This is a genomic window from Chitinophagaceae bacterium (genome assembly GCA_016699815.1).
Lineage (GTDB): Bacteria > Bacteroidota > Bacteroidia > Chitinophagales > Chitinophagaceae > Ferruginibacter.
Window position 1 is genome coordinate 1,767,846 of sequence record CP065012.1, and the last position, 13,514, is coordinate 1,781,359.

Consider the following 13,514-nt stretch of genomic DNA (forward strand, 5'->3'; position numbering starts at 1 on the left):
ATGCGGCAATAAAAGTTTTATTATTGCCATTGGGCAAATCTAAAATCTAAAACCGTAAAAGAAAAATCAAATTAATACGGGATGGGGTTTAAAGGCTTTTTCCCTGTCAAATAAATACCTGTAGGTACTCAGTCGCCTGCTCTCTGCTACATTTCCCAGACTGCCGGCTACATTGAGCATTTTGGGATTAAAATCCCCAATCCATTGCATTTCAAAATCAATGTAGGGGCTTTTTTTTGTATGGATATACCCTTTGCAGGCTTCGCCGATTAAATAGGCATCAGCGCCTTTGCCCTGCCATTGCGGAACGATACCAAATACAAGGCCTACAAATTTTTTATTGGGCCTGCTGGCCTTGATGAATAAAAATTTTAATTTTTGTATAAACCCAAATTGCCCATCTAAATGTTTAAACCATTGGTTGATGTCGGGTAGGTTTACAAATAACCCAATAGCGGTATTGTTCTCATAAATAAACCAAAGGATTTTTTCATCCATTACTGGCTTCATTTTTTTGAACATGAGCAAAACCTGCTCTGTTGATATTTCTTTTTGGCCGCCGTGCCCGGCCCATGCGGCATTATAAACATGTGCAAAATCTGCAGCAAATTTTTTAAAATTATTTTTTTTAACGTAAGCCGATGAAAAAACCGGGTTAGCTGCAAATTCGGCGTGGCGCTGCCATATTTTTTCAGAAAGTGTAGATTTGGGTTGCATGCCAAAACATACCTGGTTGTAAAAAACCTTAAAGCCGTAATTTTCCAATAATATACGGTAGTAAGGAGGGTTGTAATTCATGCAGTAAAGCGGCTCCTGGAACCCGCTGGTTACTAATCCCCACCATTTATCACGCTCTCCAAAATTAATAGGGCCATCCATTGCCTGCATTCCTTTATCTTGTAGCCATTTTTTTGCAGTATCCAAAAGCAGGTTTGCCGCATCCTGATTGTTGGTACATTCAAAAAAGCCCATTCCGCCTACCGGCATTTCGTCTCCCTTATTCTTATATTTTGAATTTACAAATGCAGCTATCCTTCCAAGTAATTTCCCCGAATTATCCTGTAAAACCCAGCGTTGCAGAGAGCCAAACCTAAAAGCTTTGTTTTTTTTATCGTCAAAAATATCATTAATGTCTTTGTCCAATGGTCTTATCCAGTTGGCATCTTTTTGGTAAAGCTGTACTGCTACATTAATAAATAATTTGCTGGTTGGTGGCGTAATAGCAATGAGTTGCATAAGTCAAAATTACTGATATAGAATTAAACAAAAAGGCAATGCCTTTTTTGCATTGCCCATAAAACTATTTAGAAAAGAATATTTAAGTGGTATTAAATTGCCTTTAAACAGCCATAATCTCTTTTTCTTTTGCAGCAAGATGTTTTTCAACAAGGCTTATAAACTTATCGGTTCCGGATTGCACTTCATTTTCTGCATCTTTGCTTGCATCTTCACTAACAACTGCATCTTTGAGTAATTTTTTTATTTGCTCAATAGCATCTCTGCGAATATTGCGTATAGATACTTTTGCCTGCTCGCCTTCGGTATTGCATCTTTTTACCAGTTCTTTGCGCCTTTCTTCTGTAAGCGGTGGTAAAAAAAGGCGGATGAATGTGCCGTCGTTTTGCGGATTGATACCAATGTTTGCGGCAATTATGGCTTTTTCGATTACTGCAAGCATATTTTTTTCCCAGGGTTGAACAGCAATAGTACGGGAATCCAGTACGGTTACATTGGCTACCTGGTTAATAGGTGTGGGATTACCATAATAGTCTGCATTAATGCCGTCAAGCATTGTTGGGTTTGCTTTTCCTGCCCTTATTTTTACCAGCTCTGCTTCAAGGTGCTGAATAGCCTTACTCATTAAAGATTGTGTATTTTCCAAAATACCATTTACGCCATCTGCCATAATCTAAAAATTTGGCTGCAAATCTATTGAAATAAATGTAATACTATCATAAGAGAAGCATAAAGAAGCAAGGATGGAGAAAATTAATCCACTTCTACCGTGTCCGATATGAGGGTAAGTATTTTGTGACTTTTGATAATTTCTTTTTCTCCTGCCACCGGCATATAGGTTTTCCTGCTGATGATCTTGCGCCGGCTGTAATAAATTAAAGCGGTAAGCCCTGTAGAAACGGCAAGTATGGTTCCTATCATTAAAGTAGTATCTGCATTTCTAAAATAAAATGCAAAGGCAATAAAAATAATGGTAACCAGGGCACAGGTGAATGTAATTTTTTTATGAGAAAAGCCCAGGTCGAGCAGGTAATGGTGTATGTGGTTCCTGTCGGGGCTAAAGGGTGAGCGCCTGTCTAATATACGCAACCCAAAAACCCTTAAAGTATCAAATAAAGGAATAATCATTATGGCAAAGCCCACAGCCGGTGATGCCTGTATAGGTAAGTGGGAGCCGGGTGTAGCGGCCAAATTAATAAATTTAATTACCAGTATTGAGTTAATTAAACCCAAAAGCAGGGAGCCGGTATCACCCATAAAAATTTTAGCCGGCGAAAAATTATAAATTAAAAATCCTATAATACTGCCGGTGAGTGAAAAAGCCAGCACAGCATAGGCCGTTTGCCCTACTACTAAAAAATAAGCGCCTAAAGCAATTGTAGTAATGAGGCCCAGGGTTCCGGCAAGGCCATCTACGCCATCAATAAGGTTAAAAGAATTGGTAATAACAATAATGGTAAAAAACGAAAGAACAATACCGGCTACCGGCGGCAGGCCGTATATACCCATAAAGCCGTGCATATTGGTAATTTGAATACCGCCAAAATGAATAATAATGGCTGCAGCAATTAATTGCCCAATAAATTTTTTACTGGCCGATAAAATCATGATATCGTCCTTTATACCTAAAAAGAAAATAACAATGGCAGCCGCTACAAAATATTGAAATTCAGGGTTGTTGGTAGAGGGAACGCCAAGAAGGACGGCTACAATAAAGCCTGCAAAAATTCCTAATCCTCCCAGGGTGGGAATTACCGTTTTGTGTACTTTGCGCTCATCGGGTTCATCGAAAAGTTTCTTTGATTTAGCAATCTGTATGATTACAGGAATGGCAAAGAAAGTTATCAAAAACGCTAGGGCCGCACTTAGTAAGATATTATCCATGCGTAAATTTCAGTTTTGGCCGGGGTTGCCAGACAAAAGTATCTAAATATTTTTTATTGGAAAATTTTTAATTCTACGTAATTTGTAGTACAAAAATTTAACCAAACTCCCCCGATTTTTAAAAAAAGAGCTTTTTACAGTAGATTAACGGCCTCAATATGTACTTATTATATAATGCGCTAACTTTTATTTATAGCTCAATTTTTTAGGGTATCAATTTTTAAAGTAGGTTTGCAACCATTATAGTAAATATCAAAAATGGATAAAGTACAGCAACTTAAAGATACGGCAACTCAGGTAAGAAGGGATATTGTAAGAATGGTTCATGATGTTCAAAGCGGCCACCCTGGCGGTTCTTTGGGTTGTGCCGACTTTCTGGTTGCCCTTTATTTTAATGAAATGAAACTAAATACCCAATTTGCAATGGATGGCATTGGGGAGGATTTATTTTTTTTAAGTAACGGGCATATTTCCCCCCTTTTTTACAGTGTATTGTCCCGCAGGGGCTACTTTCCGGTTCAGGAGCTCAAAACCTTCAGGCGCATTAACAGCCGTCTCCAAGGCCATCCTACCACACATGAACAGCTGCCCGGCGTGAGAATGTCAAGCGGATCTTTGGGCCAGGGAATGAGTGTTGCCATAGGGGCTGCTTTGGCCAAAAAAATTAATAATGATCCTTCAATTGTTTTTTCCCTGCATGGAGATGGAGAATTGGACGAAGGCCAAAACTGGGAAGCCATAATGTTTGCTGCTCATAAAAAGGTAGACAACCTTATAGCCACTATTGATGTAAACGGTCAGCAAATTGACGGAACTACCGAGCAGGTAATGGCACTGCAAAGCCTTAGCGCTAAATTTAAAGCATTTAACTGGACTGTTTTAGAAATGGAGGGTAACCAAATGGAATCAGTTTTAGAAGGCATAAAAAATGCAAAAACACAACTTGGGAAAAATAAACCCGTAGTAATTTTAATGCGTACCATTATGGGTAAAGGGGTAGATTTTATGGAAGGCTCCCATTTATGGCACGGCATAGCACCCAGCGATGATCAATTAAAAACTGCTCTTGCCCAATTGCCGGAAACACTTGGTGATTATTAATTAGGGTTAATATTTATAAATTGATTAAATTGCCATTAGCTTATCAACTAATCCATGAAAAAATTTATTAGTATTTTAAAGATTTTCAAAAATAAGTATCTTATTGCCCTGGTTTTTTTTGTAGTTTGGATGTTCTTTTTTGATCCTAAAGACTGGCAGCAATCATATTCCAGAATACAGAAACTCAATAACTTACAGGAAAGTGAACAAAAACTTACCCAGCAGATAACCGAAACCCAAAACGAACTTAACCTCCTGCAAACAAGCGCCGAAACCATTGAAAAATATGCCAGGGAAAAGTATTTGATGAAAAAAGACAATGAAGACCTTTTTATCGTAAAATCCCGGTAGATTTTAAAAAAAATCCGTAATTTATGCAATAAAGGTTTTTTTGTACCGTTTATGCTTTTGGATATTGATTGATTACTTCATTCTTAAAATTTATTTTGGCTATGAATCGCTTTACAAGTGAAGATTTATTACAATACCTGTATAAGGAAACATCTGTAGAAAAAACAGTAGAAATTAAAACTGCTTTGGAAACAGACTGGGCATTAAGGGAAGAGTTTAATCAACTGGCAGTTTCAAAAGAAATGCTGGATTCGGTTAAAGTACCCAGCCCACGCCAGCAGGTATTAGATAATATTCTTAAGTATGCCGAAAAATCAGTTGAAGAACATGCCTGATTTTAGCGGTTAATTAAAGAAATTTGTCCCTCTGCACTACGGAGGGATTTTTTTTATGACTAAAAAACAACGCTATCAATTTGTAACAAACTATTTTTTAACCCACATGCCCAATGCGGAAACGGAGTTAATTTATAACAATCCATTTCAACTACTAGTATCGGTAATATTAAGCGCCCAGTGTACCGATAAGCGTGTGAACCTGGTAACAGCAGCCCTTTTTGACCAATTTCCGGATATTCAATCAATGTCTCTTGCAGCTGCCGAAGATATATTTCCATTAATTAAAAGTATTTCCTATCCCAATAATAAAGCAAAGCACCTTGTGGGTATGGCAAAAATGCTGATAACTGAATTTGCTGGCAAAATTCCTATGCAGGTAGATGAGTTGATTAAACTTCCCGGAGTTGGGCGAAAAACGGCCAATGTTATTACTTCGGTGATTGATGAGCAACCCAATATGGCCGTTGATACCCATGTATTTAGGGTAAGCAACCGCATTGGATTAAGCATCGGTGCAAAAACCCCTTATGCCGTTGAAAAACAGCTTATTGCCGGGTTTCAAAAGGAGTATATTTTCAAAGCCCATCATTGGCTCATATTGCATGGACGTTATATATGTACGGCCCGTAGCCCAAAATGCAGCGAATGCGGCCTACAAGCTGCCTGTATTTTTTTTCAGAAACAGTTGAAATGATGAAATAATTTAAATAATTTTCGTTTTATTTGTACATAATATTTAGCGGCATTCGCCTAAATCAAATTTCAAAAATGAAAAAGGGATTTTTAGCAGTGGTTGTATTTGCAGGCCTGGTTTTGTGTTCTCAAAAAGCCAGTGCCCAGTATTATTTTTATGATGATCAGTATTATGATAATCCCTGGTTTTTTGAAGTTGGCGGATCTTTAGGCGCTATGAACTGCCTTACCGATATCGGCGGAAAAAAGGGGATTGGAAAAAAATTTATTAAAGATTTAAATATGGGTAAAACCCATTTATCCGGCGGCCTCTTTTTGAGCGCTACTTATAAATATGCACTTGGCCTTAGGCTCGAGGCAGCATTTGGTAAGGTTTCTGCAGATGATAAAGTGCTTGCCGGTATTACCGATATTGCCAAGGAAAGGTTTAATCGCAACACCAATTTCCGCAGCAGTATAACAGAATTTTCTGCCATAGCAGAAATTCACCCATTGTTTATTTTTATCAACTGGCCATCTAAAGATGAACCACCACCACAATATTCACCTTATGTATTAGCCGGGGTTGGTTACTTTTCATATAATCCTCAATCACTGAGTAATGATGGCAGGTGGGTAGACCTGCAACCTTTGCGTACCGAAGGCCAGGGATTTGTAGAATACCCATCCAGGAAAATATATAAGTTAAAACAATTGAATATTCCTGTGGGCCTTGGGTTAAAATATGAATTATCGCCACTATTGAATGTAAGAGGCGAATTTGTGTACCGTATTTTAGGAACAGATTATTTGGATGATGTGAGTACACGGTATATTGATCCGGTTGCTTATACCAATCCTGCAAATAATTTTCCCATTGCTTTATTGGGAGATGCCCTGGATTTTAGCGACAGGCAAATTGTAAGAAAAACCCTTCCCGGTGGTAAGCGGGGAAGCCCATCAGAAAAAGATGCCTATTTTAGCTTTAACCTTAAATTTAGCCTCATACTGGGCAGGGAAAGGATACGCTAATAAAATTTTATTTTATATTATGAGCCGGTTAATTTTAACCGGCTTTATTTTTTTACCCAATTCCAAACCGGCAATATCTTTTTTTTAAGATAAAATATTTGGCGAAATGAATTTGCTTTATTTACTTTGTATTTCAAAGTGCTTTTTATGAATAAACAACAAAAGTCATTGGCAACGCTGCAAGATATTAAACAGGTAATGGAACGAAGTAGCAGGTTTATAAGCTTAAGTGGATGGAGTGGCGTAAGTGCAGGAGTTTGCGCATTAATTGGCGCCTGGCTGTCCTATGATTATGTATATGGGCACAAGGACTATTTAATAAACAAACCTGCCGCAATTGCATTGGCTATGGCCGAAGACGATAGGATTGTTTTGTATACCTGGTTGTTTTGGATAGCTGTTGGAACTTTGGCTGCTGCTTTATCCAGTGCATTTATTTTTACATGGTTAAAAGCAAAAAAGCAGGGTATGCCTATTTGGGGCCACACTGCAAGGCGGTTAATGATCAATGTGAGCATACCTTTAATTGCCGGTGGAATTTTTTTGTTTAAACTTTCTCAAGCCGGCACCTTTGGCCTCATTGCACCGGGCTGTTTAATTTTTTATGGCCTAAGCCTTATTAATGCCAGTAAATATACTTTGGGCGAAATACGCTGGCTGGGTTTTGCAGAAGTATTGCTAGGTATTATTAATATCTGGTTTGTAGGAGCGGGCTTATATTTTTGGGCTATGGGTTTTGGTGTATTGCATATTGTTTACGGCTTTTATATGTGGTGGAAGTACGAAAGAAAAAAAGGAGAGCAGTAATTTTTTTTGCACCATTGATAAAAGAGAATTTTATGGAATGAATAATCCGATAGGTAATTTAAATAAGTTGTTTGACAGCCGGGTGAGGCTGGGCATTATGAGTGCATTAATGGTAAACCATAGCATAAACTTTAGTGAATTGAAAGAAGTATTGGGCATTACCGATGGCAACCTGGCCAGCCACCTGAAAGCTTTGGAAGAAAACAAATTAATAAAAGTACAAAAGGGGTTTATTGGCCGAAAAACCAACACAACTTATTTCATTACCAAAAGTGGGGAGAAGCTTTTTGCCCTGCACCTTGATGCACTGGAAAAAATGATAAGGCTTACCAAATAATTTTTTTGATTACCTGTTTTTGAAATTCAAAATAAAGTGAGCAATACTATGTATGCATTTATGATTAAACAAAGAGCGGTGCTTTTAATATTTCTTACCCACCATATGGCCTTGCCCATTTTAAAGCTTGTACGTAGTCCCGAAAAGTTCCCTTATGCTGCAAAAGACCTGCAAAATTTTTCCGACGGTACACTGGGCAAAGACCTGGTAAAGTTTTTGGATACAAAAAATTTGCAGTTGCTCACCTTTTATGCAAGGCACGATATGAAACATATATTGCTGGATTATGATGCCTCTGAAGAGGGCGAAGGACAGCTGCAATGCTTTATGCTGGGCAATGGACATTTTTCATTTCCGGTGGCGGCTACCGTTATTTATTGTTTTGCTACTATGCCCGAATACTGGGTTTCTTTTCGCAAAGCCTTTAATAGAGGAAGAAAAGCTGTTGCCATTTGTCATTGGAACTGGGTGGAAATATTATCCCAGCCAACACAGGAATTAAAAAACAGGATTAATCAAAATATTATTGAATGAAAAAGTTGAGGGATTCGTTTTCTTATGCAATACGGGGAATAGCTTATTGCATTACAAGCCAGCAAAATTTAAGGATACATATTGCTGCAATTATTGCTGTAGTTGCATTAGGTTTTTGGCTTAAGGTTACAAATGGAGAATGGTATGCAATACTGCTTTGCTGTGCCATGGTACTTACTGCCGAAATGATAAATACGGCCATTGAAAAACTTTGTGATGTGGTACACCCGGCCCCGCACCCGAAAATAAAAATTATTAAAGATGTGGCTGCAGGCGCTGTGTTGGTTACGGCCATTGCTGCTGCTATTTGTGGCGGAATTATTTTTTTTCCTAAACTCTGTCAATTATTGTAAAATGAAATTATTATCAAAATTCGACCAATTGCTTTGGCGCTTACTTACTTTTGTGGGGATATTAATAGTTGCAAGAATTTTGTACAGCGGCAGCATTACTTCCCTGTTCCTGGTATGGAATATTTTTCTTGCCTGGATACCTTATGTGCTCAGCAGGTTTTTTATGGCTTACCGGAAAAAGCAAAAATGGAAACAATTTGTTTTGTTGGGTACATGGTTATTGTTTTTTCCCAATGCCCTTTATATAGTTACCGATTTAGTGCATATTGACAGGGAGAGTATGGTGCCCTGGTGGTTTGATGCAGTACTGCTTTTTTTAGCCTCTTTTATTGGTATTGTACTGGGCTTTGTTTCTTTACGCAAGGCAGAGCGCTACCTGCTTTCTTATTTCTCCCAAAAAATTGTTTCGTTTCAAATTACTTTATTGCTATTTCTTGGGTCTTTTGGTGTTTACCTGGGCAGGTTTGAACGATGGAACAGTTGGGATGTGGTGCACAACCCACTGGGCTTGTCGGTAAATATTATGGAGTGTATTTTGTTCCCGGTAGAAAATTACAGGGTATGGGGAATTACCTTGTTGTTTACCCTTACTTTTTATGTTTTGTATTTTTTTATGAGCAACCTGCCCAAGGCTATCTCTGAAATGAATAATACCGGGCGCTAACCCGGTTTTATTTTTTTAATTAAAAATCTAATCCAAGCGAAACATAAAGTTTGGGCTTGCCTTTAAAAATGCCATCCATTGGCCAGCCGGCATCAAATTTTACAAAATAACCCAGCAGCATGCTTCTTGCCCCAAAACCGTATCCCCCGGCAAATGGGCCTATGCCGCCAGCTTTCTTTTTAACTATGGCATATTCCGGCAATGGATTACCGCTGCCGTCTACCCTTGTTATCACAATTTCGGGCCGCTTGAGGCTGTTGTAATTTCCGTTCCAGGCGGTACCTAAATCTATAAACTGTGTAATTTGAAAATTACGTAAAAAAGAATTGCTTGAAATTTTATCAAAGAAAGTGGAAAGAACCGGAACCCTAAACTCACTGTTGATTACCAGAGCATTATTTCCATTGGCAATATTTTGAATAAACCCACGCATATTTACGGCAAGGCTTTGAAAGGCATAAGTATTATCATTTGCCGGCTTTACCAATTCATTAAAGTAACGGTAGCTGCCATCATTTTTAATATTGTTGCCAAACATCAGCCAGCCATCTGACCCGCCGAGGTAATAAATAATTTTTTGCTTGCCCCAGCTAAAATCGCCGGCAACACGGCCAGCCCAAATAAAATCGTTATGTATTGGGTAATAATACCGGGCATCAAAGCCTACATTAAACCCAATGGGTTTATCTATAAAATTATTTTTATTTACCTGACGGTTTATTTCTGCGTAGGCTTTGTACCTTAAGCCGTTCCAAATATTCATTGCCGGGTTTAAACTGTTATCATAAACATATTCCAGCTTTGAAACAGAGTAAAGTTTAAGGTCATCTGGGTAATCAATACTAAACCCATCTACGGCTTTCATTACAATTTTGTCGGCACGTATTCCGGTACTGAACCTTACACTACGATTATTGTCAAAAGGATAAGCAATATTTGCCTGGTATAGATTGGTGAAACTTTTGGCCGGGTAAAATACAGATTGGAATTGATCGGTAAGGCTAAGGCCCTGCACATTGCGGTAATAAGAAATGCCCCAGTCAATTCTACGCCTTAAATTTTGAAAGTTTACATACCATTCATTGTCTTTTAAGTTAGTACCTATTCTAAAAGCGCCATTAATTTTTAAATCTTCCAGCAAATCAGATGTGCCCAGTTTTATCATTCCATTGAGTACGCTTTCGCTGTTGAGCATAATGGGTCCGGAGCCACCGGAATAAAGCTGGTAGCGGTTAATTAATACGCCGGTATTAAAAGCTGCAGAGCCAAAATCGGCGGCAAATTTCAATGGCTTGTAGCGGAATAATTTTGCTTTTGCCAATACATTATCTGCTGCAGGTATGCTGTAATCATCTTTATTAATGTTTAGTGTTATTGGTTGCTGTGCATTGCTATCGGTTTTATTTTTGTCAATGGAGAATTCCGACTGAAAAAGGTCGTCATCTTTTTTTGTGGTACTGTCTTTTGTGGGTTCTGTATTTAAAGCCGGAGAAGGCAATGATAAAGCCGGATTAATAAGGGTAAGTTCACTTTCTTTCATTAGTTTTTCGGCATAAAGAGTTGGCCTTGCCGAAATATTTCGTTTATTTAAAGCAACTTCATCAATTTTTAATTTGTATAAATTTTTTGCATCGCTTTGCCGGGTTACTTCGCTTACCTGGTTATTGGTTCCGGCTACCCTTGTTTCGGCAATATTACTGGGATAGTTGGAAAGTGGGAAAGTATAAGCCGTATCTTCTGAAATAGAAACAACGGCAATAGAATCAATATCTGTTTTTTTGTATGCCCTTAATACACTATCCACTTCTGCTTCGGTAGGGTTGCGTAATATTTCATCATTAATAAGCACTAAGGTATCCAGCCCTGCTTTTGTTGTAGTAAAAAAACCTGCATACCTATTGGCAATACCATTTTCATCGCTTATAAAAGTAAAATGGCTGGTATTGTATGGCATTGGGTAGCGGGCATTACCATATTTTAAATGGGTAAGTTGCGATATTTGGTTGAGCTCGGGTTTGTCGCCAAAATCGGTTACCAAAAATACATTGAAGCGGCTGTTTCCGGGTAATGAGGTATCGCTTCCTTTTGTAGCTGCGCCTGGCCTGTTGCTGCTAAAAATAATTCCGGTTTTATTGGGAAAAGCAATAAATGTAGGGTCAATATCATCATATATGTCATTGGTTATTTGTGCAACTTTTGCGTTGGTTAAATTCAGGCTGTAAATATCAGTATGCCCGTTTTTTACTGCCGAAAGCAAAAGCGTATTGCTGTTTTGCATGTATTTAATATCCTGTACCTGGTCAAACTGGCTGGTAAGGTCAATCTTTGGGTTTTTAATTCCAGTTACCACATCATAAACAAATAAGTTGAGTTTTCCTTCTGTAGTATAAAGCACAGAAATACGGGTACCCTTTGGATCCCAGGCCATTAAGGGATAGTTGGGGTTCATTTCATTTTCAAGTGTACGGTTGCCGTATTTTAAAATAGTTTTATTTTCAAAGTCGTAATTTAAAATTACTCTTACCTGCCCTTTTTTAAACTGGGTAACTACGTAAGAGTTGTCTTTTTTGTTTGGGTTTACATTAAAGCGGTAATAATTAAGCCTCGGGCTAATATCGAAGCCATCTATAAAATTTCCTTTGGGATAGGCTTTACGTCGGGCAATATCTTTATAATATTTTTCTTCGCTGTACTCCATCATATCTGCAAGTACTTCTTTAAATTTCTTTTTGGTGATTTGCAGGCAGGCTTTATTGAGGTTTTTGTAAGTTCTGGCCAGGTAAAGAAAATAGGTAACATTTTCTTTTTTATATTTTTCTTCAATATAATACCAAAAAGCATGGCCGGCCAGCATGGGCCTTTTATAAGCCAATGCTGAAAAATTTTTATAATTGCCGCTTAATATTTCACTTTTATAATCATCATCAAGGTTGCTGCTCCAGTTTTCGCCAATATAAGCAACATAGCCATCTGTAAGCCAAGTGGGTAAATCCAAGAGGGTTTGGTTGCCTGCTACTTCACCCAGGTCGTCGCCAAATAATACGTTTTTGGTAATAATATCTGCAATGCCCTGCCTTATTTGTTTTTTGAGGTGGGCGTGGTTGGCATCAAAATACAACAGCATTTTATTATTGATAAGCCTGGTAACGCCACCGGTTGAAAGTATAGTGGTTTCCAGGCCTACATTGCTTTGCTGCATATCGGCAAAATTGTTGTACAAAATAATATTTGCCCTGCGTTGTAAACTATATTCCGTTGCCGTTTCAATTTGGGGTAATTCTGCTTCTGCAGCCTGGGCTACATATTTGGCCAGTTCCTGCCCGCCTTCATTAAAATAAACATTAAAATTATCGGTTTGGTAAAACTGCCATTTAAACTTTTTATATTGTACACGGTTTTTGCCAAATGTTACGGCATTTACCTGCGCATTGGCTAAAAGAGGTAAAAGAAAAATGCTGCTAACAATAATAAATATTCTGCTGACCTTTGCCATACGTATAACCTTATTGAGTATTAAAATTACTCTATTCAATCTATTCATTAAAATCAAATTATTGAAAGTTCATGTTAAAAGTAAAAGCCTTTGTTTTTAACCCTATCCAGGAAAACACTTATTTGCTGTATAATGAAAAGGGCAAATGTATCATTATAGACCCCGGTTGTTACTACCCCGAAGAACGGGACACACTTGATTCATTTATAGAAAAGACGGGTTTGCAATGTAAACTGCTGCTTAATACCCATTGTCATTTAGACCATGTTTTTGGTAATAAGTATGTTGCAGAAAAATATGGATTAAAACTCCATATTAATGCCAAAGAAAAGCAGTTGCTTGATTTAGCGCCTGCAAGCGGGCTGATGTACAATTTACCTTTTGACAACTATATGGGAGCAATTGAATATTTGCCGGATACGGGAAAAATTTTATTTGAAGAAGCTGAATTGCAAATAATATTTACCCCCGGGCACAGCCCGGGCCATTTAAGTTTTTACCATAAAGAAGCTGGCTTTGTTATAAGCGGAGATGCATTATTTAACCGCAGTATTGGCCGTACCGATTTGCCTGGCGGGGATTTTGATACCTTAGTAAACAGCATCAGGAAAAACCTGTTTGTGTTACCCACTGAAACCATTGTTTATAGCGGCCATGGCCCTGTTACCACTATTGGTGAAGAAAAAAGGGAAAACCCTTTTTTATGTTAATA

Annotated in this window: 15 protein-coding genes; 11 read left to right on the forward strand and 4 right to left on the reverse strand. The window is 38.0% G+C overall.

Features of this window, described 5'->3' with window-relative positions:
- Window positions 1-66: 66 nt before the first annotated feature.
- The 3 genes from IPO46_07860 to IPO46_07870 all read right to left on the reverse strand — a co-directional run bounded on the left by IPO46_07860 (window position 67) and on the right by IPO46_07870 (window position 3,120).
- Window positions 67-1,236, reverse strand: coding sequence for a hypothetical protein (locus IPO46_07860; protein ID QQS62052.1), 1,170 nt, complete (start codon window positions 1,234-1,236; stop codon window positions 67-69).
- A gap of 103 nt (window positions 1,237-1,339) precedes the next feature.
- A complete protein-coding gene (gene frr, locus IPO46_07865; protein QQS62053.1) occupies window positions 1,340-1,906 on the reverse strand; it encodes a ribosome recycling factor in 567 nt (188 codons plus the stop codon).
- 83 nt (window positions 1,907-1,989) lie between these two features.
- Window positions 1,990-3,120 (reverse strand): undecaprenyl/decaprenyl-phosphate alpha-N-acetylglucosaminyl 1-phosphate transferase, encoded by a 1,131-nt coding sequence (locus IPO46_07870; GenBank protein QQS62054.1) that lies wholly within the window; start codon window positions 3,118-3,120, stop codon window positions 1,990-1,992.
- Between the two features lie 258 nt (window positions 3,121-3,378).
- On the opposite strand from IPO46_07870, the gene IPO46_07875 reads away from it, so the two are divergent.
- The 10 genes from IPO46_07875 to IPO46_07920 all read left to right on the forward strand — a co-directional run bounded on the left by IPO46_07875 (window position 3,379) and on the right by IPO46_07920 (window position 9,309).
- Window positions 3,379-4,221: a transketolase gene (locus IPO46_07875; GenBank protein ID QQS62055.1), complete on the forward strand. Its 843-nt coding sequence runs from the start codon at window positions 3,379-3,381 to the stop codon at window positions 4,219-4,221.
- 54 nt (window positions 4,222-4,275) lie between these two features.
- Complete coding sequence (locus IPO46_07880) at window positions 4,276-4,572, forward strand: septum formation initiator family protein (GenBank protein QQS62056.1); 297 nt, start codon at window positions 4,276-4,278, stop codon at window positions 4,570-4,572.
- A 101-nt stretch (window positions 4,573-4,673) separates the two neighbouring features.
- Window positions 4,674-4,907, forward strand: a complete 234-nt coding sequence (locus IPO46_07885; protein QQS62057.1) for a hypothetical protein — start codon at window positions 4,674-4,676, stop codon at window positions 4,905-4,907.
- Between the two features lie 55 nt (window positions 4,908-4,962).
- Entirely contained in the window at window positions 4,963-5,604 is a 642-nt protein-coding gene (gene nth / locus IPO46_07890; protein QQS62058.1) for an endonuclease III, read from the forward strand.
- Window positions 5,605-5,678: 74 nt separating this feature from the next.
- Window positions 5,679-6,614: a hypothetical protein gene (locus IPO46_07895; protein QQS62059.1), complete on the forward strand. Its 936-nt coding sequence runs from the start codon at window positions 5,679-5,681 to the stop codon at window positions 6,612-6,614.
- Between the two features lie 147 nt (window positions 6,615-6,761).
- The gene (locus IPO46_07900) at window positions 6,762-7,421 is read left to right on the forward strand and encodes a hypothetical protein (protein ID QQS62060.1); all 660 of its coding nucleotides are present in this window, start codon (window positions 6,762-6,764) and stop codon (window positions 7,419-7,421) included.
- Between the two features lie 37 nt (window positions 7,422-7,458).
- Window positions 7,459-7,758: a transcriptional regulator gene (locus IPO46_07905; protein QQS62061.1), complete on the forward strand. Its 300-nt coding sequence runs from the start codon at window positions 7,459-7,461 to the stop codon at window positions 7,756-7,758.
- A 78-nt stretch (window positions 7,759-7,836) separates the two neighbouring features.
- Window positions 7,837-8,292, forward strand: a complete 456-nt coding sequence (locus tag IPO46_07910; GenBank protein QQS62062.1) for a hypothetical protein — start codon at window positions 7,837-7,839, stop codon at window positions 8,290-8,292.
- Window positions 8,289-8,645 carry a diacylglycerol kinase family protein gene (locus IPO46_07915; GenBank protein ID QQS62063.1) on the forward strand — a complete coding sequence of 119 codons (357 nt, stop codon included), beginning with the start codon at window positions 8,289-8,291 and terminating at the stop codon, window positions 8,643-8,645. The genes IPO46_07910 and IPO46_07915 overlap by 4 nt, the downstream gene beginning before the upstream one ends.
- Before the next feature lies 1 nt (window position 8,646).
- Window positions 8,647-9,309, forward strand: coding sequence for a DUF1361 domain-containing protein (locus IPO46_07920; protein ID QQS62064.1), 663 nt, complete (start codon window positions 8,647-8,649; stop codon window positions 9,307-9,309).
- Window positions 9,310-9,328: 19 nt separating this feature from the next.
- On the opposite strand, the gene IPO46_07925 is transcribed toward IPO46_07920, so the two are convergent.
- Window positions 9,329-12,802 (reverse strand): hypothetical protein, encoded by a 3,474-nt coding sequence (locus IPO46_07925; protein ID QQS64354.1) that lies wholly within the window; start codon window positions 12,800-12,802, stop codon window positions 9,329-9,331.
- A 71-nt stretch (window positions 12,803-12,873) separates the two neighbouring features.
- On the opposite strand from IPO46_07925, the gene IPO46_07930 reads away from it, so the two are divergent.
- Complete coding sequence (locus IPO46_07930; GenBank protein QQS62065.1) at window positions 12,874-13,512, forward strand: MBL fold metallo-hydrolase; 639 nt, start codon at window positions 12,874-12,876, stop codon at window positions 13,510-13,512.
- Window positions 13,513-13,514: the final 2 nt, after the last annotated feature.